This is a genomic window from Bradyrhizobium sp. AS23.2 (assembly GCF_001908185.1).
GTDB lineage: Bacteria > Pseudomonadota > Alphaproteobacteria > Rhizobiales > Xanthobacteraceae > Bradyrhizobium.
This window is the reverse complement of sequence record NZ_LGHM01000036.1, coordinates 16,277-39,450: the sequence shown is the minus strand read 5'-3', so window position 1 is coordinate 39,450 and position 23,174 is coordinate 16,277. Positions and strand designations below refer to the sequence as shown.

Sequence of the window (23,174 nt, the reverse complement as noted above, 5' to 3'; positions counted from 1 at the left end):
GAATTTGGTGCCGATGCGGTTGTCGAGGCCGATGCCGCGCGCGACCTCCTGCACGTTGGCGCCGACTTTTTCGGAGAGATCGGCGATCTCGTTGATGAAGGTGATCTTGGTCGCGAGGAACGCGTTCGCGGCGTATTTGATCATCTCGGCGGTGCGGCGCGCCGTGAACATCAACGGCGCCTGGTTCAGCGACAGCGGACGATAGATGTCGCCCATCACCTTGCGGCCGCGCTCGTCGGAGGTGCCGACCACGACGCGGTCCGGGAACTTGAAGTCGCGGATCGCGGCGCCCTCGCGCAGGAATTCGGGGTTGGAGGCGACGACGACGTCGGCGTTGGGATTGGTCTCGCGGATGATGCGCTCGACCTCGTCGCCGGTGCCGACCGGCACGGTCGACTTCGTCACCACGACGGTGAAGCCTTTGAGCGACTGCGCGATCTCGCGCGCGGCAGCATAGACGTAGGACAGATCGGCGTGACCGTCACCGCGGCGCGACGGCGTGCCGACCGCGATGAACACGGCATCCGCATCCGTGACCGGCTTGGACAGGTCGGTGGTGAACTCGAGCCGCTTGGCCTTGACGTTGGTTGCGACCAGCTCGTCGAGGCCGGGCTCATAGATCGGGATCTCGCCGCGATGAAGCGCGGCGATCTTCTTCTCGTCCTTGTCGACGCAAGTGACGTCGTGACCGAAATCCGCAAAGCAGGCTCCGGACACCAGTCCCACATAGCCCGTTCCGATCATCGCGATTCGCATGAAAAACCCTGTTCTCGCTTGGTTAACGAAACCCCAACACGGGGCGGTTTAGCATTTTCCTTAGGGGAGAGAACAGTGCGCCTGCAAAAACCGGCACGCGAATTGAACCGGTAAAGAAGTCGGAAACCGCAAAGCTCCAAACTGCCCCACGCCCGCACAGAACCGGGCGGAACAGCCTCAAAAAGGGACACCATGGCACCATCAGGCACAATCGCCGCAAGCGGGGGGCTTCCCAAAGCCTCCGCTGCCGCGCGTGTCGACTGGGTCGACTACGCCAAGGGCATCTGCATCGTCATGGTCGTGATGATGCATTCGGTGCTGGGGGTCGAGCTCGCCGCCGGCGAGACCGGTTTCATGCATGTAGCCGTGGCCTTCGCAAAGCCGTTCCGGATGCCGGATTTCTTCCTGATTTCTGGCCTGTTCCTGCCATTGGTGATCGATCGGGACTGGCGAACCTATCTCGACCGCAAGGTGGTGCATTTCGCCTATTTCTATGTCGTCTGGGTGACAATCCAGTTCGGCTTCAAGGCGCCCGCCTTCGCCGCGGCAGCCAGCTGGCGCGATGTTGGCCTCCTGTATCTCGAATCCTTCATCGAGCCGTTCGGCACGCTGTGGTTCATTTATCTCCTGCCGATCTTCTTTGTCGTCACAAAACTGACACGGCGAGTCCCGCCGCTCGCGATCTGGCTCGTCGCCGCCGCGCTGGAGACGGCGCGTATCTCGACCGGCTGGACCGCGATCGACGAATTCTGCGCGCGCTTCGTCTATTTCTATTCGGGCTATCTGTTCGCGCCTTACGTGTTCGCGCTGTCGGATCGTGCGCGCAAGCATCCCGCGCTTGCACTCGCGGCGCTCGCGACGTGGGCGCTGGTCAATGCCGGTCTCGTTGCGTGTGGTGCCAGCGAATGGAAGATCGTGTCGCTCGTGCTCGGCTTCGCCGGCGCCTGCGCCATCATCACGACAGGAACGCTGCTCGCGCGCGCTCACTGGTGCAACTTCCTGCGCTTCTGCGGCGAGCATTCGATCGTGATCTATCTCGCCTTCTTCCTGCCGATGGCGGCGACGCGGACGTTGCTGCTGCGCACCGGCATCATTCCCGACATCGGCACGGTATCGTTGATCGTCACCATCGTCGGCGTGCTCGGATCGCTCGCGATCTGGCAGGCTGCACTGCGGCTGAATGCCGGCTTCCTGTTCGAGCGGCCCGACGCATTCTGGATCGCGCCGAAAAAGGCTGGGCCGGTGTTGCAGGCGGCGGAGTGATCCAGTCGCTGTCGTCGCCCGGCTTGACCGGGCGACCCAGTATTCCACAGACAGTAATTATCGACCGATAGGGCGCGGCGTACTGGATTCCCCGGTCAAGCCGGGGAATGACAGTGGGGGTGGGAATCACAGTGGGGATAGTGGCGCCAGCAAGCCAAAAATCCCCCTCCCGAGGCTGTCAAAGCCCGCAAAAATTCATACATTGCGGCCATGCCCAAAACCTCCCCGAAGACCACCGCCAAAGCTGACACCAAGGCTGCTGCGCCCGCGGCCGCCGACACCAAGCCCACTGCTGCCAAAGCGGCTGCCAGACCGGTCGCGGCGAAGGCCGCCGGCAAGGGCGACCACATCTTCCTGGTTGACGGTTCCGGCTACATCTTCCGTGCCTATCACGCGCTGCCGCCGCTGAACCGCAAGTCGGACGGTCTTCAAGTCAACGCCGTGCTCGGCTTCTGCAACATGCTGTGGAAGCTTCTGCGCGACATGCCCGCCGACAACCGGCCGACGCATCTCGCCATCGTGTTCGACAAGTCGGAGGTCACCTTCCGCAACAAGATCTATCCCGAGTACAAGGCGCACCGTCCCCCCTGCTCCGGACGACCTGGTCCCGCAATTTGCACTGATCCGCGAGGCCGTGCGCGCCTTCGATCTGCCCTGCCTGGAACAGGCTGGCTTCGAGGCCGACGATCTCATTGCGACCTATGCGCGGCAGGCGAGCGAACGTGGCGCCATCACGACCATCGTGTCCTCCGACAAGGACCTGATGCAGCTGGTGAACGACAAGATCACGATGTACGACACCATGAAGGATCGCCGCATCGGCATCCCCGAAGTGATCGAGAAGTTCGGCGTGCCGCCGGAGAAGGTGGTCGAGGTGCAGGCCCTGGCCGGCGATTCCACCGACAACGTGCCGGGCGTACCCGGCATCGGCATCAAGACCGCCGCGCAGCTGATCGTCGAATACGGCGATCTCGAGCAATTGCTGTTCCGCGCCGCCGAGATCAAGCAGCCGAAGCGGCGCGAGGCGCTGCTCGAGAATGCCGAGAAGGCGCGGGTCTCGCGCCAGCTCGTGCTGCTCGACGACAAGGTCGAGCTGGACGTGCCGCTTGACGACCTCGCCGTCCACGAGCCCGAGGCGCGCAAGCTGATCGCCTTCCTGAAGGCGATGGAATTTACGACGCTGACCCGCCGCGTCGCCGACTATTCGCAGATCGATCCCGCCAATGTCGAGGCCGATGCCAGCAACAGCAGCAGCGTCAGGGCCGGCGATGGCGCGGCCAAAGCGAAAGCGTCCGACGCCTCCGGCGATCTCTTCGCCGGCCCCGCTGCGAAAGCAACGGGCGGCGACAAGGGCGACAAGTCGGCGAGCCTCAAGGGCGCGCCGATCTCGCTGGCCGCAGCGCGCGAGGAAGCGTTGCGCAAGCTTCCGGTCGACCGCAGCAAATACCAGACAATCAAGACGCTCAAGGAGCTCGACGCCTTCATCGCGCGTATCCATGAGACCGGCCATGTCGCGATCGAGATCCGCGGAAACTCGATCGATCCGATGCAGTCCGATCTCTGCGGCATCGCGCTGGCGCTCGCGCCGAACGATGCATGCTACGTGCCGCTGGCGCACAAGCAGTCCGGCGGCGGCGCCGGTCTGTTCGACGCCGGCCTCGCGCCCGATCAGGTCAAGCATGACGACGCTATCGAAGCGCTGCGCCCCGTGCTGGAATCGGCGGGCATCCTCAAGGTCGGATTCGATGTCAAATTCACCGCCGTGATGCTGGCGCAGCACGGCATCAGCTTGCGCGACACCGACGATGCGCAGCTGATCTCCTACGTGCTCGACGCCGGCCGCGGCTCGCATGGGCTGGAATCGCTTTCCGAGCGCTGGTTCGGCCACGCCATGCTGAAGGAGAGCGAGCTGCTCGGCAGCGGCAAGGGCAAGATCACCTTCGACCAGGTGCCGATCGACAAGGCTGCGCCGCTGTCGGCGGAAGGCGCCGACATGACCCTGCGCGTCTGGCGCGTGCTGAAGCCGCGCCTCGTCGCCGAACACATGACCGCCGTCTACGAGACGCTGGAGCGGCCGCTGGTCGCGGTGCTCGCGCGCATGGAGCGGCGCGGCATCTCGATCGACCGCCAGGTGCTGTCGCGGCTATCAGGCGAATTCGCCCAGACCGCCGCGCGCGTCGAAGCGGAAGTACAGGAGATCGCCGGCGAGCCGATCAATGTCGGCAGCCCCAAGCAGATCGGCGACATCCTGTTCGGCAAGATGGGATTGCCCGGCGGCACCAAGACCAAGACCGGCGCGTGGTCGACCACCGCGCAGGTGCTCGATGATCTCGCCGAACAGGGCTACGACTTCCCGAAGAAGATCTTGGAGTGGCGCCAGGTCTCGAAACTGAAATCGACCTACACCGACGCGCTGCCGACCTACGTCAATCCGCAGACCCACCGCGTGCACACGACCTACGCGCTGGCCGCGACCACGACAGGCCGGCTGTCGTCGAACGAGCCGAACTTGCAGAACATTCCGGTGCGCACCGAGGACGGCCGCAAGATCAGGCGCGCCTTCATCGCCACGCCCGGGCACAAGCTGGTGTCAGCGGACTATTCGCAGATCGAACTGCGGCTGCTGGCGGAGATCGCCGACATTCCCGTGCTGAAGCAGGCGTTCAGGGACGGGCTCGACATTCACGCCATGACCGCATCCGAAATGTTCGGCGTGCCGATCGAGGGCATGCCGAGCGAAGTCCGCCGTCGCGCGAAAGCGATCAATTTCGGCATCATCTACGGCATCTCGGCGTTTGGCCTCGCCAACCAGCTCGGCATCGCGCGCGAGGAAGCGTCCGCTTACATCAAGAAGTACTTCGAGCGCTTCCCCGGCATCCGCGCCTATATGGACGAGACGAAGGAGTTCTGCCGGCAGCATGGCTACGTCACCACGCTGTTCGGCCGCAAGTGCCACTATCCCGACATCAAGGCGTCGAACGCTTCGGTGCGCGCGTTCAATGAGCGCGCCGCGATCAACGCGCGGCTCCAGGGCACCGCGGCCGACATCATCCGTCGCGCCATGACCCGCGTGGAGGACGCGCTGGCCCAGAAGAAGCTGTCGGCGCAGATGCTCTTGCAGGTGCATGACGAACTGATCTTCGAGGTGCCGGACGCCGAGGTCGAGGCAACGCTCCCCGTCGTGCAGCACGTCATGCAAGACGCGCCGTTCCCGGCCGTGCTGCTCTCGGTGCCGCTGCACGTGGACGCCCGCGCGGCGAATAATTGGGACGAGGCGCACTGATCCGTCAGCACGCTCGCAACCGGGCCCATCCGCGTGAATAATCTCAGTCCGCTGCTCGCATTCGCGGTGACCGCGCTTGTGATCGAGATCACGCCCGGTCCCAACATGACCTATCTCGCGGCGCTGTCGCTCTCCAGCGGCATGCGTACGGGCTTTGCCGCAGTGGCCGGCATTGCGCTGGGGCTGATGACCTATGGCATCATCGCGGCATTCGGCCTTGCGGCCGCGATCGATCATTCGCCGCTGCTATACGGTCTGTTGCGCTGGGGCGGCGTCGCCTTTCTGCTGTGGCTCGCCTGGGAAGCATGGTCGGGCAAGGAGGACATCGCGCCCGATCAGGCAGGCGACGGCGATGCGCGGCCATGGCCGGCGTTCCGGCGGGGGCTGATCACCAACCTGTTGAATCCCAAGGCGGCCGTGTTCTACGTGGCGGTGTTGCCGGAGTTCGTCCGCGCCGAAGCAGGATCGGTCGTCAGGCAGACCCTGATGCTCAGCGTCGTCTATGTCGCGATCGCGACCTTGATTCATGTTACGATCGTCGCGCTGGCGGGCTCGCTGCAATCGACCATCGACGTCGCTAACAACCGCAAGGCGGTGCGTCGCCTTTTCGCTCTGGCTTTGGTCGCCATAGCCCTCTGGTTCGCCTTCACGACCGGGCGATCGCATTGAATTGTCCTCCGAGCAATTGCGCGATGGTCCGGCGAGGCCACGCATATTAGAACCCTGCGATCTCCCGCACCGGCTCACACATGCCCCACACCTCCGCCCTGCTCGGCTTCGCCCTCGTCTGCCTCGGTCTCGTGCTCACGCCCGGACCGAACATGATCTACCTGATCTCGCGCTCGATCACGCAGGGGCCGGCGGCCGGCATCGTCTCGCTCGGCGGCGTGGCGCTGGGCTTCGTGTTCTACATGCTGTGCGCGGCGTTCGGCATCACGGCGCTGCTGCTTGCCATTCCCTTTGCCTATGACGCGCTGCGCTTCGCCGGCGCTGGCTATCTGCTGTGGCTGGCCTGGCAGGCGGTGAAGCCGGGCGGGCGCTCGCCGTTCCAGGTGAAGACGCTCGCGATCGACAGCCCGCGCAAATTGTTCGCGATGGGCTTCGTCACCAATCTGCTCAACCCGAAGATTGCGATGCTCTATCTGGCGCTGCTGCCGCAATTCATCGATCCCGCGGCCGGCAGCGTGCTGACGCAGTCGGTGGTGCTCGGCGCGATCCAGATTGCGATCAGTGTCAGCGTCAACGCGATGATTGCGCTCGCGGCAGGATCGATCGCGCTGTTCCTGGCGAGCCGGCCGAGCTGGATGCTGGTGCAGCGCTGGCTGATGGGCACGGTACTGGCCGGGCTTGCGGTCAGGATGGCGGTCGAGGCGAAGAAGGTGTAGCCCCACGCTCGTGTCCCGGACGCGCTGCAGCGCTCTTGCGCTGCTGCGCAGAGCCGGGACCCAGATTGCGCCGGGCTCGTTGATAGATGGGCCCCGGCTCAGCAGCGCACCGCCGAAGAGGCGCTGCGCTGCGTCCGGGGCACGAGAGTTGAGTGCGCGGCTCGCGCTACATCTCCTCCCGTCCCAGCTCGAACGGATCCTCGCCGCCCGCGCGCTTCTTCTTTTTCGAACGCTGCCAGACCACACCGGGAAAGCCTTTCAGCGGCACCAGCGGCTCGCCGGTGTAGGCCCATTCCTGCAACTCTTCGATGGCGATGTGATAGAGCGGCTGGCGGCCGGTGCGCTCTCTGAACAGCGCGCGGGGAATGTTGACCATGTGCGGGCCGCGCGGGCGCTCATAGGCGATCGGCGTGCCGCAATGGGAGCAGAAGCTGCGCGCGGTTTTCGTCGCCTTGTCCTCGTAGCGGGTGAGCGCGGTCTTGCCAGAGGTGACGCGAAAGCGCTTCTTCCAGCTTCCAACATAGGTCGCGTAAGCCGCGCCGTGGGCGCGGCGGCTGGCCGCCGAATGATCGTGCCAGGCCCAGCGCGCGGGAACGTCGATCTCGAAGGTGACCTTGCCGCAGAGGCATTGCCCGGTGGCGGTTCCTGCGGCGGCTGCGGCTTTGGCCATGGTGTTTCCTCATCGTCATTGCGAGCGCAGCGAAGCAATCCAGACTGCCTCGGCGGAAAGATCCTGGATTGCTTCGCTGCGCTCGCAATGACGAAAATTGTGTTGGCAGTCGCGCAACAAATCAAGCTCGTCATTCCGGGGCGCGACGAAGTCGCGGGCTATGATGCGCAATTGCGCATCTGAGAATCCATTTCACGCCCTCTCTTGCCGCCCGATGGATTCCGGGCTCGACGCTTCGCGTCGCCCCGGAATGACAAGAAAGGTCAGGCCGGCGTCAGCTCGTCATACACCGGATAGTCCGTGTAACCCTTCTCCTCGCCGCCATAGAACGTCGCGCGATTGTACGGCGTGATCGGGTAGTCGTGCTCCAGGCGCCGCGGCAAATCGGGATTGGAGATGAAGATGCGGCCGAAGGCGATGATGTCGGCATGGCCGACGGCGATCGCGGCATTCGCGGTCTCGCCTGTGAAGCCGCCGGCCGTCATCAGCACGCCGCTGTAGTGCGGACGGAACAGCACCATCGCCGACGGCACGTTCTGCCAGTTGACGTCGGCGCGGCCGGCGCCGCTGGAACGCGGCTCGATGAAGTGCAGATAGGCGAGACCGAGCTTGTCGAGCGCCTTCACAACGTGGGTGTAGAGCGGCATCGGGTCAGGCTCACCGGAATCGTTGGCGATGCCATGGGGCGACAGCCGCACGCCAACCCGGTTCGCGCCCCAGACGTCAATGGCGGCCTGCGTGACTTCGAGCAGAAGCCGTGCGCGGTTCTCGATCGAGCCGCCATATTGATCGGTACGCTGGTTGCTGCGCGACTGCAGGAATTGCTCGAGCAGATAGCCGTTGGCCCCGTGGATCTCGACGCCGTCAAAGCCGGCTGCGAGTGCGTTCTTCGCGCCCTGCCGGAACGCCTCGACGACGCCTTCGACCTCTTCGGTCTCCAGCGCGCGCGGCGTCTCGTAGTCCGAAATCTTGCCGTCGGCGGTCATCGCCTTCATGCCGTCGGCCTTGATCGGAATCGCCGAGGCCGAGACCGGCAGCGCGCCGGCATGATACGACGAATGCGAGACACGGCCGACATGCCAGAGCTGGAGGAAGATGATCCCGCCCTTGGCGTGCACGGCATCCACCACCTTGCGCCAGCCTGCGATCTGCGCCTCGGAATAGATGCCCGGCGTCGCCGGATTGCCGCGACCGTGCGAGAGCACAGGCGATGCTTCCGCAATGAGCAGGCCCCCCCGGCGTCGCGCGCTGGCTATAATATTCGGCGTTGAGCGGTCGCGGCGAAAAGCTCTCGCGCTCGGTCCGCATGCGCGTCAGCGGCGCCATCGCGACGCGATGCGCGAGCTTGTACGGACCGACCTGCAACGGTTTGAACAACGCCTCGAATTTCATGTGGGCCCCAATGGCTATGAAAGGATGCGGATCATATAGCGAGGGGCGGCCCCTCGAAAAGGCGCCGCCCCTATAAAAGCAGATATTCCCTCCCGCGGAACGTGGGAGAGGATACGTCTTACGCCGTCTTGATCCAGACGGCCTTCACGTTGAGATATTCCTCGACATGCTGCTTGCCGGACTCTCGGCCGTAGCCGCTCATCTTGTAGCCGCCGAAGGGCACGGCCGGGTCCATCGCCTGGTAGCAGTTGACCCAAACCGAACCTGCGCGCAGCGACTTTGCGACCGCATGCGCCTTGCTGACGTCGCGTGTCCACAGGCCGGAGCCGAGGCCGAACGTGGTGTTGTTGGCGCGCTTGACCAGCTCGTCCATGTCCTTGAACGCGATCGCGGAGATGACGGGACCAAAAATCTCCTCCTGCGCGATGCGCATGTTGTCCTGGACACCCGCGAACACCGTCGGCGAAACGAAGAAGCCCTTGGACAGCGCGCCTTCGGTGACGCGGCCACCGCCGGCGAGCGCCCGTGCGCCTTCCTTCTGGCCAATGTCGAGATAACTGGTGACGTGTTCGAGCTGCTGCTCCGAGACCAGCGGGCCGATTTGTACGTTGGGATCGAGGCCGTTGCCGACCTGCAGCTCCTTGCCGAACTCGGCGACGCGGCCGACGAACTCTTCATAAATCGACTGCTCGACGAACAGGCGCGTGCCGGCGCTGCAGATCTGGCCGGAGTTGGCGAACACCGCCATCGCGGCGCCCGGCACGGCGGCATCGAGATCGGCATCCGCGAACACGATGTCCGGCGACTTGCCGCCAAGCTCGAGCGAGACGCGCTTGAGGTTGCCGGCGGAGGCGCGGATGATCGACTGTCCCGTGACATGTGAGCCGGTGAAGGCGACCTTGTCGACGTCGTGATGCGAGGCGAGCGCGGCGCCCGCGGTCTCGCCATAGCCGGGCACGACGTTGATGACGCCGGGTGGAACGCCTGCTTCCATCGCCAGCTCGGCGATGCGGAGCGAGGTCAGCGGCGCCTCTTCGGCGGGTTTGAGTACCACTGTGCAGCCGGTCGCGATTGCCGGACCGATTTTCCAGATCGTCGCGGTGAGCGGGCCGTTCCAGGGAATGATGGCGCCGACGACGCCGATCGGCTCCTTCAGCGTGTAGGAGAAGATTTCGCCCGGCAGCGAGTTCTCGATGGTCTCGCCATGGATCGCGGTGGTCTGGCCGGCGTAATAGCGCAGCATGCCGACGGCGCGCAGGCGATAGGCGCGGGTTCGGCTGAGCGGCGCGCCCATGTCGATCGTGTCGAGTTGCGACAATTCGTCGAAATTCTTCTCGACGAGGTCGGCCAGCTTGAGCAGCAGGTTCTGCCGCTCGAACGGCTTGACCTTGCTCCACGGTCCTTCGAAGGCGCGGCGGGCGGCCGCGACCGCACGATCAATGTCTTCCTTGTCGCCCTCGGCGACGGTTGCGAGCAATTCGCCGGTAGCGGGGTTATGGGTCTCGAAGCGCTTGCCGGAAGCGGCGTCGACCCACTTCCCGTCGATCAGCATCTGCTTGTAGGACCCGTTGGCGAACGGATGGCGCGTGATCGGAATAGCCTGCGACACAGCCATGGCTGCACTCCCTGTCAGGTGATTGATTGGGTTCGATCTGGGCGGGATCGTTAAGTCGAGAAGAATACAGCGGTGCCGGATAGGCGTAAAGGCGGCGTGGAACGAAGACCTCCCATGCCGACTTGTGCAGGGTCGCGCCCTCGGCATGTTATAGCACGACCGAAGTCCTCCCCCGGAGACAATCCATGCCACATTCCGCCATCGTCAAAGACAATGTTGCCGTGATCACGGGCGGCGCGTCCGGCATCGGATTGGCCGCCGCCATGGCCTTTGCGCGCGCCGGCATGAAGGTGTGCATCGCCGATGTCGACCAGACGCGGCTGGCCGAGGCCGCAACAAAACTGTCATCCGCAACGAGCGCCACACATGTGATGACGTTCGCTGTCGATGTCAGCAAGGCCGAGAGCGTGGCGGAACTGGAGCGCGCCGTGCGCGAGCGTTTCGGCGGTACCGACATCCTCATGAACAACGCCGGCATCCAGCCGGGCAGCACGCTCTTCGGCGAGCCCGACAATTGGCAGCGCGTCATCGGCGTCAACATGTGGGGCATCATCAACGGCTCCCGCATCTTCGCGCCCAATATGATCGCGCGCGGCAGGTGCGGCCTCATCATCAATACCGGCTCGAAACAGGGCATCACCACACCGCCCGGCGATCCCGCCTATAATGTCTCCAAGGCCGGCGTGAAGGCGTTCACCGAGGCGCTCCAGCACGAGCTGCGGAACACCAGGGATTGCCGCATCACGGCGCATCTGCTGATCCCCGGCTTCGTCTTCACCGGCCTGACCGCCAAGGGACGAACCGAGAAGCCGGCCGGTGCCTGGACGCCGGAGCAGACGGTGGACTTCATGCTTGCGCGGCTGGCAGCAGGCGACTTCTACATCCTCTGCCCGGACAACGACGTGCCGCGCGCGCTCGATGAAAAGCGCATGCTGTGGGCCGCTGGCGATATCGTCGAAAACCGACCGCCGCTGTCGCGCTGGCACCCGGATTACGCGGACGCGTTCGCGAAGTTCGTGAAGGGCGAGTAGGCTAGCACCGCTCTCTCCCTCCCTCGCCCCGTTCTTACGGGGAGAGGGTGGGGTGAGGGGCTGCCTCTGCAAACTGCGGTCTGAAGAATTAGAGGGGATTTCGCAAAGGGCGGCCGTCGAGTCGGCTAGACTTTTATCGCGGCAACTCAGTGCCATGCCCCTCACCCGGATCGCACCGGACGATGCTTCGCATCGCCGGGAGCGATCCGGCCTCTCCCCGCAGAAGGGCGGGGAGAGGTTAAGAAGCCTACAGCGTCTCCTGCTGGTGCCCGCATTGCTTGCAGGCAAACTTGACGCGGCTCTGGCCCTTTTCCGCCTGGACCCGGTTCGGCGCGCCGCACTTGCCGCAGACGGCCTCGATGCGGGTCGTGCCCTGCTTCACGACGATGGTCTTCTTCTCCATCGATTCGCGGATCAGGCGCTCGGCCTCTTCACGCAGGGATTGTTTCGACAAAGCTCGTCTCCCGCCTCTGAAAGCGCGAGAGCCATATCGCACCTGCGTTCAAATCACAATCGGCAATGCCGGCTCAGACCTCGACAATCACGTAACCGTCCTCGACATGCACCGGACACGTCTCGGCGACATACGGACCCTTCCGCAACTCCGCGCGGGTCGAACCAGGATTGGCCGTTGCCACGGGAACCGCGAACGCAAGGATATCGACCGGAACGGGCGACAGCACGACGAGATGAGTCGCGTTGTTCGCGGCCGAACTATCGTCAATTTGCGAAGGGCTGGTCCTTGTCCACGACACGCATGGGGCTTGAGGCGGCTCGCGCCTGCGCGGTCGGAAAGCCCTGCTCCAGCCGCGCCTCACTCGCACGCAACATTGCGGCGTCGAGCTTGCCCTGCCGCGATCCGTCCAGCGCGCAGGCAAAAATCCTGTAGAACTGCGCGCCGTCATAAGCGACCAGCAGCAGATCGACGCCGGCGTTGATGGCCTCGACCACCGCCTTGCAGACGTCGTGCTGGTAGATCGCGCCCATCACGAGGTCGTCGGTCATCACGACGCCCTGGTAACCCCATTTGTCGCGAATGATCCCGTCGACGACGCGCTTCGAGTGCGAGGCGGCGCGATCGGGATCGACGGCCGTAAGCGTGATATGGCCGACCATGAGCGCGCTGCGCGAATGCGACAGCACCTCGCGGAACGGAATCCAGTCGGTTGCTTCCAGCTCCCTAACCGGCGTGTCGAGATTGGCGCTGAAATGATGCGTGTCGGTGCGCACGCGGCCGATGCCGGGAAAATGCTTGAGTGTCGCGCCGACACTGGTTTCTTCCAGCCCGCGTACATAGGCGCTTGCGATCGTGCTGACGACGGCAGGGTCGGTGGCAATCGCGCGCTGGCCGATCAGCGTGTGGAAGTCGAGGCGGTTGCGGCGGACCGGCGGCTTGAGGTCGAGCACCGGCGCGAGGTTGAGGTTGACGCCGAGCCCGGCGAGCTCGCGCCCGTGGATGCGGCCGAACTCTTCCGCTTTGCTCTGCTGGTCGTCGGGGGCGAGCCCGGCGAGGGTCGCCAGCGCCGGCACTTTTGTCAGCGGCGGCGCAAGATGCCCGACGATGCCGCCCTCCTGGTCCGCCGCGATGACCAGCGGCGGCAGGCTAGCTGCGCGCCGCTTATCCTGCAACGCCGCGATCTCCGCACGTAGTGCCTCGACCGTCCGGCCCCGGATGTTGTGCCGCGTGACGTAGACGCCGCCGATCAATCCCCGCTCGGCGAGACGCGCGACCTCGGGAAAGGACGAATAGCCGACCATGAAGTGAGGCCCGAGCTGGCGCGCTTCAGTGGCGCTCGCGCTGAGAACGTCGTGCCTACGCAATTCGAATCTCAGATGCGCGACCGACATCAACAGCGGCGGCAGGCACCAGAGCATGACAAGCAGCTTGCCCGCGATGCTGCGCCACCGCTCGCCGCGGATCAGGATGATGACGATCGCGATGCTTGCGACGACAAGCACGATGTTTCCGGCGCCGCGCAGCGGGACCAGATAGGGATCGTTCTTGTTCACAGCGGCGAATGAAACAACGGGCGCGGCAAGCCAGAGCAGGATAAGGCCGATGCGACGAAGGAAGTGCATGATGCGTCACGTGCAAGGTGATGAATGCGTCGCACCTATCAAAGCGACTTACGCTGCGCGAGAGGCAAAAGCGCGCCTGCACGAAAACTGCAAAAGAGTCCTGAAACCGTGCAGACGAAGGCCCTGCCTTCTGCACAAGCGGCGTTCAGACTTCGTGATGCCACCAATCAGGAAGGGTCTTCTGGACATGACGAGCCTGGCTTCGACGGCGACGACGGACATTCAATCGATCAGGCCTTCCGCGTTGTCGGCCAGGCTCGCGATGGCGCTGGCGCTGGCCGCACTCGCGGACTGGCTGTTCTACGACCAGCGGATGGGGCTGTCGCTGGTCATCTTTGCCATCGCGATCGCCTGCGCCTCGCTGCTCGCCAACCATGCGACGCTGGACCTTCGGCGCGCGGTGACCGGCGGCGCGATCGTCGCACTTGGTCTCGTGCCGGCCGTCGAGGAGTTCAATACGCTCTCGTTCCTGGTTCTCGTCGCAGCGCTGGCCATCGCCCTCCTGCTCGCGACCAACCCCGACACGACAGGGCTCGCCGACCGCGCCCGGGCGCGCCGAAATTTTGTCCTGATCGGCCCCTTGCGATTCTTTCCCGATGCGCTCGAGGTCTTCAACCTGTCGGCGCTTACCCGGGGCATCGCGCTCTGGTTGATGCCGGTTGTGCTGAGTACCGTGTTCATCGCGTTGTTCGCCGCGGCCAATCCGGTGATCGAGCAATGGCTGTCCCTGCTCAATCCAAAGGTCATCTTCGACTATCTCAGTGTCTGGCGCGTGCTGTTCTGGACCATGATGCTGGCGCTGGTCTGGCCGTTCATCCACGTGCGCTGGCGGCGCAAGAAGGTTATCATCCCGGCTGTCGCCGATGTCGCCGAGCCGGAACCCCTCGCGCCCTTCGTTTCGGCTGAATTCCTCGGGCCCTCCACCATTCTGCGCTCGCTGATCCTGTTCAACCTGCTGTTCGCGGCACAGTCCATCCTCGACGCGATCTATCTCTGGGGCCATGTGGCGCTGCCCGCCAATGTCACCTATGCGTCCTACGCCCATCGCGGCGCCTATCCGCTGATCGCGACGGCGCTGCTTGCCGCCGCCTTCGTGCTGGTCGCGATGCGTCCAGGCGGACCGGCGGAGAAGTCGAAGGTGATCCGCCCGTTGGTTTATCTATGGGTGGGGCAGAACGTCCTGCTCGTCGCCTCCTCAATCCTCCGCCTCGATCTCTACGTCGACATCTACATGCTGACCTACTGGCGCATCGCGGCCTTCGTATGGATGGGGCTGGTGGCACTCGGGCTGATCCTGATCGTCGCGCGCATTGTGCTCGACCGGTCCAACCAATGGCTCGTCGGCGCCAATCTGATCGCCTTGACTACCGTCCTCTATTTCGCTTCGCTCGTGAACTTCGATGCGCTTATCGCCGACTACAATGTCGCGCACAGCCGGGAAGCCTCGGGCAAGGGGGCGCAGATCGATATCAACTATCTTCTCACCCTCGGACCGCAGGCGCTGCCCGCGATCGACAAGGCGATCGCGCTCCGACCCGGCGCCACCGAGACCTGCCTTGTGTCACGCCGCGACCGCCTTGTAGAACAGCTGCGTCAGGATCTGGCCTGGCGCAGCTGGGGCTTTCGAAGCTGGCGGCTCCAGCGCAGGCTGGATGCGCAGGCGAGGGATCAGTCCGGCAGCCAGCCGGCGGGCTGACGGGAAAGCGGAGAATTTCTTGGCGCATCGCATTCTCATCGTCGACGACGAAGGCCACATCCGCGAGGTCATTCGCGTCGCCCTGAAGAAGGCCGGCATGGACGTGATCGAGGCGCGCGATGGCAAGGAGGCGCTGAGCCGCTTCGCCGCCGACAAACCCGATCTGATCGTGCTCGACATCGGCATGCCCGAGTTCGATGGCCTCGACGTCTGCCGCGAGGTGCGCAAAGGCTCCGGCGTGCCGATCCTGTTCCTGTCGGCGCGCGACGAGGAGATCGACCGCGTGCTTGGCCTCGAAATCGGCGGCGACGACTACGTGACAAAGCCGTTCAGCCCGCGCGAGCTGGTGGCGCGGGTCAACGTCATCCTGCGCCGCCTCAGCCCCCGCAACGGCGAGACCAAGCCTGGTCTCACCGCGTTAGCGCAAGGCGGCCTCCTGATCGACCCAGAGCAGCACGCGGCGTCCTTCGCGGGCACGCCGCTGAAGCTGACCGCGATCGAGTTCGGCATCCTGCGCGCCTTCCTGACCCGGCCGACTTCGGTCTTCAACCGCGAGCAGCTGATGCGGGCGGCCTATCAGCTCAACATCCAGGTCTCCGACCGCACCATCGACAGCCATATCCGCAACATCCGCTCCAAGCTCGCGGCGCAGAATTGCGACAATGTCATCGAGACCATCCACGGCGTCGGCTTCAAGCTCGGCCGCTGCGAGAAAGAGGCGTGAGCGCCGCACCCGACAAATGGCGGCCATCGCTCGGGCTCGTGATCTTCGCGGTGCTGGCGACCGTCGCCGTGCTGCCGCTGGTCGGCCTGTTCTTCTTCCGCCTCTACGACAATCAGCTCATCCGCCAGACCCAGGCCGAGCTGATCGCGCAGAGCCGCGTGCTGGCGACGATCTATGCGCAGGAGGTCGCAGCCAGGCTCGACAGCGGCCTTACGCTCGGTCCCGAAGTGCCGCCCGGTGTGCTGCCCGATCCCGGCGACCAGTTCACGCCGATCCGGCCCGCGCTCGACCTGACCGCCAACGACCTGTTGCGGCGTCGGCCGGATGCGCAGGCGGCGCCGCGACCGGCGCAGCAGGCCTATGTCGAGATCGGCGCCAGGCTGACACCGATCATCCGCGAGACCCAGAAGGTCACGCTCGCGGGATTTCGGATCCTCGATCCGCAAGGCGTGGTGATCGCCGGACGCCAGGAGGTCGGGCAATCGCTCGCCCATATCGAGGAGGTCGCGGACGCGCTGCACGGGCAATACCGCGCCACTTTGCGCAACCGCGTGCCGGACAAGCCGCCGCCGCCGATCTATTCCTTCAGCCGCGGCCTTGGCGTGCACGTGTTCTCGGCGATGCCGGTCATCGTCAACAACCGCGTCGCGGGGGTGATCTACACCACGCGGACGCCAAGCAACATTTTTGACCATCTCTACCAGGAGCGGGCCAAGTTCGTGCTGGCGGGGCTCGCCGTGATCCTCGGCACGATCGCGATCGGACTCGTATTCTCGCGCACCATCACGCTGCCGATGCGCGAGCTGATCGATCGCGCTGCACGGATCGGCCGCGGTGACCGCGGGGCGTTCCGGCCGCTCCGGCACTACGGCACGCGGGAGTTCGCCCAGCTCTCGCACAGCTTCCTCGGCATGGCCGAGCAGCTGGCGCGGCGCTCCGACTATATCGCGACCTTCTCGGCCCACCTTACCCACGAGCTGAAATCGCCGCTGACCTCGATCAAGGGCGCGGCCGAGCTGCTGCAGGATTCGCTTCAGGGCAAGGCCGACAGCCTGACGCCGGCGGAGCAGAAGACGTTCATCGCGAACATCCTGTCGGACACACAGCGGCTGGAAGCGATGGCGCAGCGGCTGCGCGAGCTGGCCCGCGCCGAAAGCCTGCCGCAGAACGAGCGCACCGAACTTGCGCCCGTGATCGCCGACCTCAGGAGCCGGTTTCCGGCAAGCTCAATCTCGGCCAGCGGCAGCCTCGACCGGATGATCGGCATGTCCGGCGAGAAGGCGCTGATCGTACTGTCGCATCTCGCCGATAACGCGATGCGGCACAAGGCGAGGACGATCAGGTTGGAGGCGGTCGACGAGCGCACGACCTTGCTTCTGACGGTCAGCAATGATGGCGAGCCGATCTCGGCGCCGAACCGCGACAGGATCTTTGACGCGTTCTTCACCACCCGGCGGGACCAGGGCGGGACAGGGATGGGGCTGGCGATCGCGCGTGCGGTGATGGCGAGCTATGGCGGCTCGATCAGGTTCAAGCCGACCGACGAGGGCGCGGCGTTCGAGCTCCAGTTTCCGGTGGCCTAGATCGCAAATACCCAGACTGCGACGATGGTGCCGATGGTGACCAGGCCGGCGATGGTCCAGCCCGCGGCATATTCCAGCTCAGGATGACCGTTCGCCCGCATGATCTCTGCCGGGTCTGCGGTATGCTTCTCTGCCATGACAGCCTCGCACGTTTCTCCCGCGTCTTACATAAGTCGCATCAGCCGCCATTAGGTTCCATCACGGAAATGCGAGGATCGAGGCATCCGTCGAGCAGGAGATGATCGGCCGCATCGCAGCATTGCCGCTCCAGCCCTTCCAGTTCGGCGCCTTCGGAGCGCCACACGCTCGAGGCCCTGCCGCGCTCGCTCTACATGATGGATGGCGAGACGCGGTCACAATGGAAGCACAGCATCCCGTCGGTCGAGGCACGCCGCTATTCCATCACCTTCCGGACGATGAAGCGGACGTGACAGGCCGTCCCGACAAAAACTGCGAAAACAACCCCATGCAAAGTAGAAGCGCCTTGCCCGCATGAGGCTCGGTCGCGTGCGACAACCGTTTGACACATCGGTGCAAAACCGCCGCCCCGCGCAACCACCGCGCGATTGGCACCTTGCCTTCCAAATCCGATTGCATGCTAGACTGGATGCACGCGGTTCACGGCGCAAGAAGGCGGCCTGAGACTTGAGGTCATGGAGACAGGGATGAAGCCCGCTGGATTGATCCGCGTCTCCGCTCTCGTTGTCGCGACCGCCTTCAACATTGCCGGTGCCCCCGCCGCGACGCCCGCAAAAGTCTTGGGCTCGACGGCGCTGGCGCTCGCGGGTGTGATCGCACCGCTGTCGCCGGACCTGTCGGGCGCCGAGAAGAAGGCGGTGGCGATGCTGTTCGCCGCCAACAGCGACATTCCCTACAAGAAGCCGATCGTGGTGACCGCTGACAGGATTGTCTGCCGCGCGGGCAATGTCGACATCACCACACGCAACTGCGAGGTCACCTTCGGCAAGAAGGTCAGGACCGTGAACGGCTCTACGGCCAACGAGATCTTCGCAACCGAAGCGCAGGCCGGCGTCCCGTCCGATGGCGCAGCGGGATCGAATTTCGAGAGCCTGAGCAAGCTGAGCTGCACGATCGACCCCAACGCCATCAGGCGGAAGGACGGCAGCGGGGCGGATTGCACGTTCCAGCCGGGGAATTGACGGGCCTGGAGAGCCAGCCGAGGGTGCCGTGAAATCGCCTCAAGACCAGCCAACTAATAAGGCGAATTGAAAAGACAGGCCCAACGAGGAAGCCAATATGAGGCGGGCAGGGCCGGCACCAACATGAAGAATTATCTCGCATTTTTCCTTTTTCTGAGCGTCACGACTGCCTCCGCGCACGGTCCACTGCCGGCACGGCTGACCGCGCCGTCCGATCTTGTCCTGACAGGCCTCACCGATTCCGACACGACCGCCGGCGGCACCGCACGGCTGTGCGAGCAGGTCACCTTCTCGCGCGGCCTGCGCTACGGCGAGAGCGAAGCCAACGTGCTCGATGTCGCTACCAGCGCAACCAAGGCGGAGACTCCGCGGCCGGTGCTGCTGTTCGTGGCGGGCGACACCTTCACCGGCGATCGGGGGGCGCCGGACCTGGCCCGCGAGATCCAGGACCAGGTCATGTGTTTTGCCGCGCGCAACGACATGATCGGGGTTCGGGTCAACTATCGCCTCGCGCCGTCGGCGGTCTGGCCGGTTGGTGCGACCGACGTCGCGGCAGCGCTGTCCTGGATTCATGGCAATATCGACCTGTTCAACGGCGACGCCCGCGAGATCGTCGCGGTGGGTTACGGCGCCGGTGCCTTTCACGTCGCCGCCCTGCTGGCGCATCCCGAGCTCCAGACCGATCACGCAGACGTCGCCGGCGTCGTGCTGATCTCGGGCATCTACCGCGCCGGCAAGGACGCGAGCGATAGCGTGAAGGCCTATCTCGGCGCTGACGCCACTCAGTATGACAAGCGGTCGGCTTTCCCGGGCATCCTCAACGTCGACGTTCCGATCGTGCTGGCCTGGGCCACGGACGATCCCGCTGGCCTCATCACCCAGGGCGAGACCCTGAAGAAGACGCTCTGCGGCGCCGGCCATTGCCCGCGCGCCTCGCTCCTGCGCAACCGCGACGGCATCGCCGGCGCCTTCGGCCTCGACGGCTCCGGCGACAGTCTCGCCGAGCCGACGCTGCTGCTGGTGCACCAGCTCGAGGCGCGGGGGATTGCCGTAGAGGCGTGTTGTCGGCGACCACTTTCACCATTTACCGGGCCACCCCTCTCCCCTGCCCTGGGGGGAGGGAGCCCAGAGGAGCGCGTGGCTGCGCCGTGTGCTCGTCGCCGATGCGCTCATGAATGAAGTCATTTCGCCAACAAAGGTGCCTTCCCTCCCCCTTGCGGGGGAGGGTTAGGGAGGGGGATGCCACACGGCACGCTCTCTCAATCAGAAAATAACATACGAGCGCACGCGCCTCATCCTGAGGAGCGCGCACTGGCGCGCGTCTCGAAGGATGCAGGCCCGCCTGTGGCCCTCGCCCTTCGAGACGCCGCTTCGCGGCTCCTCAGGGTGAGGGATCGAGACTGCCGCAACGGCGCGTCAACACGCCTGCCGTTTCGTTCGGGCTGACAGGTGCGCTGTTTTGAAGCGAGCCGCCAAGTCACAGGATTGACAAAGGCTTGACCTAGATCAATCGGCCTCGATGCGGATTAAGCCGACCTCCGTCAAGGGGGCAACATCAAGGTGTCGAACATGCGTATCATCGGCAGGATGCTGTTCGTTGCGATGATCGCCTTGGCATCGCTTGGCGCGATGTCCCAGCAACACACTGAACAACCGGCGAGCGACCAGGAAATCCGCATCGGCAATGTCATGCCGTATTCGGGACCGCTCTCGGAATTCGGCGCCATCGGCCAGGCGGAGGCCGCCTATTTCGACATGATCAACGCGCGTGGCGGAATCAACGGCCGCAAGATCCGCTTCATCACGCGCGACGACAATTCCGATCCGGCGGCCGCGATGGAGCTGACCCGCAACCTGGTCGAGAGGGACGACGTCCAGCTGATGTTCGGGTCGTTCGGCACGCCCGGCAATCTCGCCACGCGCTGGTATCTGAATGAGAGGAAGATCCCGCAGCTTTTCGTCGCCTCCGGCGACGAGGAGCTGAGCCAGGCCAAGGCGTTTCCCTGGACCATGGGCTGGCAGCCGCCATTCCGGTCGGAGGGGCGCATCTACGCCAACTACATCCAGGCCTATTACCCACGGAAGAAGATCGTCGTGCTCTGGCAGAACGACCAGTTCGGACGCACGCTCTACAAGGGCATTCAGGAAGGTCTTGGCGACCTGAACCGTCATGTCCTCGTCGACATCGCCTTCGACATTGGCGATGAGCATCTCGAAGGGCACGTCTCGGTCCTCAAGCGCGCGGACGCCGATATTTTCGTCTTTCTCGGCGTGCCGTCGACGGCATCCAAGGTGATCAAGCTGGCGGCGTCACTCAATTGGCACCCGGTCTTCATCGTGAACGATGCCTCCGCCTCGATCGCCAATGCGATGGCGCCTGCTGGCCTCGAGAATTCGGCCGGCGTGGTCTCAGCGGCCTTTCTGAAGGATCCGAGCGACCCCGCGTGGAAGGACGATCCTGCCATGAAGAACTGGTTCGCCTTCATGGACAAATTCTATCAAGTCGAAAGCGCGAACAACAGTGCTGCGCTCTACGGCTACGCCGCGGCCGAGGCACTGACGCAGGTGCTGAAGCAATGCGGCGACGACTTCTCGCGCGACAACATCATGCGTCAGGCGGCTTCGCTTAGGGACTACAAGCCCTCCCTTGCGTTGCCCAGCATCAGGATGAATACCTCGCCGGACAGCTATCTGCCGATCAAGCAGATGCGGCTCGTCCAGTTTGACGGCCGTTCCTGGCAGCCATTCGGCGAGGTGATCGAAACAGCATTCACCGAAGGCGCGAAGCGATAAGCACCCTCACGCAGGCCTCAGCGAGGCCAGTGCGCTTTCCAGCAGCGAGCGCACACGGGCGGCGTCGCCGGATTTCACCATGGCGGGGTCGAGATAGAGCTCGAGGCCGGGCGCGCGCTCGGTGATGATTCCGCTCTTTTCAGCAGAGGCATCGTTCAGTGCGTCGACCGAATATGGAATCACCTCGCGGCTGATGCCTTTCATCGTGATCGCGGGCAGTGCGTGCGCCCGCACGATGTCGCTGACGAGCGCAAACGTCTCGTAGCTCAGCACGATGCCGCCGGGTTCGGCGATCGATTGCAGGCGGGCGGCGAGGTTCGCCTCGGCGCCGATGATGGTGTAGTCCATGCGGTCGCTGCTGCCGATCCGACATTGCAATAACCGGAATTGATGCCCATGCGAGAACGGAACGGCTGCTCGATGCCGGAGGCCCGCCACTTCGCATTGAGCTCGGTGAGACGGTGCTGCATGCGCCAGGCCATCTGGAGGCAGGCCTGAGCGTCGGCGCGGTCGCCCTTGGTCTCGGGATCGCCGAAGAAGATCAGCATGGCATCGCCGATGAACTTGTCGATGGTGCCGCCATATTCATGGGCGATCGCCGACATCTCGGTGAAATATTCGTTGAGGAGCTGGGTCAGCAACTCCGGCTGAAGCCGCTCGGCGGTCGCGGTGAAATTCTGGATGTCGGAGAAGAAGATGGTGAGCTTCTTGCGCTCGGTGTGGATGGTGACGTCCTTCTGGCCGGAGAAGATGCTCTTGTAGACCTGCGGCGGAATGTAGCGCGAGATCTTCATCGAGAGCGAGGCGAGGAAGTCGTTGGCGGATTCAAGCTCCTTGTTCATGCTCTTGATACGACTGGCCTGGCGGCGTTGCAGCGCGAGGAACGCCAAGCCGCTTCCAGCGGCGATGACGAAATAGGCGAGCAGGAACTTGAACGAGAAGATGTTGGCCGCGATCGGCTGCGCGATGATCACCTCCTGGATTCCCCTGACATCGCCGACCTTCCAGTCCTTCTTCGGGCTCTCGGGGTGGCTGTTGTGGCAGCTCACGCAAGCCGGGCCCATCGTGACGGGCGCGACCAGACGGACCTTGTCGTTGAAGAGCGAGGTCTCGGTCTCGACGATCTTCTTTTCAGGATCCTTGCGAAGCGCATCCAGCGCGTCCTTCTCGAACTTTTCGAGCTGGTGCGGGGCGCGGTTCTGGAACGGGAAGTCCGAGACGAAGCGGTAGGTGATGTTCTCCTGCTGCGCGCCGATCACCCGGCCGAGCTCGAGCGACAGCGTCGCCGGGATCGGGATCGCACCGGGAACGGATTCGTAGTTGTGCACGACCTTGGTTGTGCCGTCAGGGTTGGCGAGCACGCGCCCGACGACATTGGAGGCATAGTAGCTGCGCACACTGGTGATGACCGAGTTGAGATCGGCGGCCTGCCGGCGCAGCGCCGTCTTGCTCAGCTCGGTCAGGTCCAGCCACACCGCGAGCGGCAGAGCGAGCAGGAGGAAGGCGATCACGGCCCCCGTCAGAATGCCGCTCTTGCGCTGTTCTTCGGAGATCTCTTGTTTCACTCTGTGGCCCCGTCGTGTGCGATTTTGTCACAAATCTTTGGAATCTGCGGCAAAGCATGCGGCGGCACAGAGCCAACAAACGCGGGCCAGCGCAACCCCGTTTTATGGAGGGCCATCGCATATGAAGAAAAACGTGGCGGGAAGCTCGCTTGCGGCCATCCTTCGAGACGCCCGCCTAC

Annotated in this window: 19 protein-coding genes and 4 pseudogenes; 13 read left to right on the top strand and 10 right to left on the bottom strand. The window is 64.3% G+C overall.

Annotated elements, in window-relative coordinates; all coding sequences use genetic code 11:
• Nucleotides 1-756 (bottom strand): UDP-glucose dehydrogenase family protein (locus AC630_RS08395; protein WP_143197906.1); only part of this gene is annotated, 756 nt, incomplete at its 3' end.
• Between the two features lie 192 nt (nucleotides 757-948).
• Here AC630_RS08395 and AC630_RS08390 point away from each other — a divergent pair.
• From AC630_RS08390 to AC630_RS08375, 5 genes and pseudogenes are all read left to right on the top strand, one after another.
• Nucleotides 949-2,019 (top strand): acyltransferase family protein, encoded by a 1,071-nt coding sequence (locus tag AC630_RS08390; RefSeq protein ID WP_074118016.1) that lies wholly within the window; start codon nucleotides 949-951, stop codon nucleotides 2,017-2,019.
• Between the two features lie 210 nt (nucleotides 2,020-2,229).
• Nucleotides 2,230-2,550 (top strand): annotated as a pseudogene (locus AC630_RS48240) (DNA polymerase I); the annotation flags it as partial.
• Between the two features lie 103 nt (nucleotides 2,551-2,653).
• Entirely contained in the window at nucleotides 2,654-5,302 is a 2,649-nt protein-coding gene (gene polA / locus AC630_RS08385) for a DNA polymerase I (protein WP_502691504.1), read from the top strand.
• Between the two features lie 33 nt (nucleotides 5,303-5,335).
• Nucleotides 5,336-5,971, top strand: coding sequence for a LysE family translocator (locus AC630_RS08380; RefSeq protein WP_074118015.1), 636 nt, complete (start codon nucleotides 5,336-5,338; stop codon nucleotides 5,969-5,971).
• Between the two features lie 80 nt (nucleotides 5,972-6,051).
• A complete protein-coding gene (locus AC630_RS08375) occupies nucleotides 6,052-6,687 on the top strand; it encodes a LysE family translocator (RefSeq protein WP_074118014.1) in 636 nt (211 codons plus the stop codon).
• Between the two features lie 166 nt (nucleotides 6,688-6,853).
• Here AC630_RS08375 and AC630_RS08370 read toward each other — a convergent pair whose 3' ends face one another.
• From AC630_RS08370 to AC630_RS08360, 4 genes and pseudogenes are all read right to left on the bottom strand, one after another.
• Nucleotides 6,854-7,357 carry a GFA family protein gene (locus AC630_RS08370; protein WP_074118013.1) on the bottom strand — a complete coding sequence of 168 codons (504 nt, stop codon included), beginning with the start codon at nucleotides 7,355-7,357 and terminating at the stop codon, nucleotides 6,854-6,856.
• A 15-nt stretch (nucleotides 7,358-7,372) separates the two neighbouring features.
• Nucleotides 7,373-7,528, bottom strand: a complete 156-nt coding sequence (locus tag AC630_RS45285) for a hypothetical protein (protein WP_167561153.1) — start codon at nucleotides 7,526-7,528, stop codon at nucleotides 7,373-7,375.
• A gap of 92 nt (nucleotides 7,529-7,620) precedes the next feature.
• Nucleotides 7,621-8,749, bottom strand: a pseudogene (locus AC630_RS08365) (alkene reductase).
• A 118-nt stretch (nucleotides 8,750-8,867) separates the two neighbouring features.
• A complete protein-coding gene (locus AC630_RS08360; RefSeq protein ID WP_074118012.1) occupies nucleotides 8,868-10,364 on the bottom strand; it encodes an aldehyde dehydrogenase family protein in 1,497 nt (498 codons plus the stop codon).
• 185 nt (nucleotides 10,365-10,549) lie between these two features.
• Between AC630_RS08360 and AC630_RS08355 the strand changes: the two genes are divergently transcribed.
• The gene (locus AC630_RS08355; protein WP_074118011.1) at nucleotides 10,550-11,395 is read left to right on the top strand and encodes an SDR family NAD(P)-dependent oxidoreductase; all 846 of its coding nucleotides are present in this window, start codon (nucleotides 10,550-10,552) and stop codon (nucleotides 11,393-11,395) included.
• A 247-nt stretch (nucleotides 11,396-11,642) separates the two neighbouring features.
• On the opposite strand, the gene AC630_RS08350 is transcribed toward AC630_RS08355, so the two are convergent.
• From AC630_RS08350 to AC630_RS08340, 3 genes are all read right to left on the bottom strand, one after another.
• A complete protein-coding gene (locus AC630_RS08350) occupies nucleotides 11,643-11,849 on the bottom strand; it encodes a hypothetical protein (protein WP_074118010.1) in 207 nt (68 codons plus the stop codon).
• A 73-nt stretch (nucleotides 11,850-11,922) separates the two neighbouring features.
• Nucleotides 11,923-12,078, bottom strand: a complete 156-nt coding sequence (locus AC630_RS46780) for a hypothetical protein (RefSeq protein ID WP_245330305.1) — start codon at nucleotides 12,076-12,078, stop codon at nucleotides 11,923-11,925.
• Between the two features lie 37 nt (nucleotides 12,079-12,115).
• Entirely contained in the window at nucleotides 12,116-13,474 is a 1,359-nt protein-coding gene (locus AC630_RS08340) for a glycoside hydrolase family 3 N-terminal domain-containing protein (protein ID WP_074118009.1), read from the bottom strand.
• Nucleotides 13,475-13,661: 187 nt separating this feature from the next.
• Here AC630_RS08340 and AC630_RS08335 point away from each other — a divergent pair, with 187 nt between their 5' ends.
• Genes AC630_RS08335 through AC630_RS08325 form a run of 3 tightly spaced genes read left to right on the top strand, consistent with a single transcriptional unit; the run spans nucleotide 13,662 to nucleotide 17,477 of the window.
• On the top strand, nucleotides 13,662-15,170 hold the full coding sequence (locus tag AC630_RS08335; RefSeq protein ID WP_074118008.1) for a DUF4153 domain-containing protein: 1,509 nt from the start codon (nucleotides 13,662-13,664) through the stop codon (nucleotides 15,168-15,170).
• Between the two features lie 19 nt (nucleotides 15,171-15,189).
• Nucleotides 15,190-15,894 (top strand): response regulator transcription factor, encoded by a 705-nt coding sequence (locus tag AC630_RS08330; RefSeq protein ID WP_074118007.1) that lies wholly within the window; start codon nucleotides 15,190-15,192, stop codon nucleotides 15,892-15,894.
• Nucleotides 15,891-17,477 carry an ATP-binding protein gene (locus AC630_RS08325; protein WP_074118006.1) on the top strand — a complete coding sequence of 529 codons (1,587 nt, stop codon included), beginning with the start codon at nucleotides 15,891-15,893 and terminating at the stop codon, nucleotides 17,475-17,477. The genes AC630_RS08330 and AC630_RS08325 overlap by 4 nt, the downstream gene beginning before the upstream one ends.
• Here AC630_RS08325 and AC630_RS45280 read toward each other — a convergent pair.
• Nucleotides 17,474-17,614 (bottom strand): hypothetical protein, encoded by a 141-nt coding sequence (locus tag AC630_RS45280; protein WP_167561152.1) that lies wholly within the window; start codon nucleotides 17,612-17,614, stop codon nucleotides 17,474-17,476. The two genes, AC630_RS08325 and AC630_RS45280, sit on opposite strands and share 4 nt — an antisense overlap.
• Nucleotides 17,615-17,770: 156 nt before the next feature.
• Between AC630_RS45280 and AC630_RS48015 the strand changes: the two are divergent.
• From AC630_RS48015 to AC630_RS08305, 4 genes and pseudogenes are all read left to right on the top strand, one after another.
• A pseudogene (locus AC630_RS48015) lies at nucleotides 17,771-17,908 on the top strand (alpha-ketoglutarate-dependent dioxygenase AlkB); the annotation flags it as partial.
• A 234-nt stretch (nucleotides 17,909-18,142) separates the two neighbouring features.
• Nucleotides 18,143-18,637: a hypothetical protein gene (locus tag AC630_RS08315; protein WP_074118005.1), complete on the top strand. Its 495-nt coding sequence runs from the start codon at nucleotides 18,143-18,145 to the stop codon at nucleotides 18,635-18,637.
• A gap of 123 nt (nucleotides 18,638-18,760) precedes the next feature.
• Nucleotides 18,761-19,816, top strand: coding sequence for a carboxylesterase family protein (locus AC630_RS08310; protein ID WP_083636154.1), 1,056 nt, complete (start codon nucleotides 18,761-18,763; stop codon nucleotides 19,814-19,816).
• Between the two features lie 390 nt (nucleotides 19,817-20,206).
• A complete protein-coding gene (locus AC630_RS08305) occupies nucleotides 20,207-21,430 on the top strand; it encodes an ABC transporter substrate-binding protein (RefSeq protein ID WP_074118021.1) in 1,224 nt (407 codons plus the stop codon).
• Between the two features lie 6 nt (nucleotides 21,431-21,436).
• Here the strand turns inward: AC630_RS08305 and AC630_RS08300 are convergent.
• Nucleotides 21,437-22,995: pseudogene (locus tag AC630_RS08300) on the bottom strand (adenylate/guanylate cyclase domain-containing protein).
• Nucleotides 22,996-23,174 lie beyond the last annotated feature (179 nt).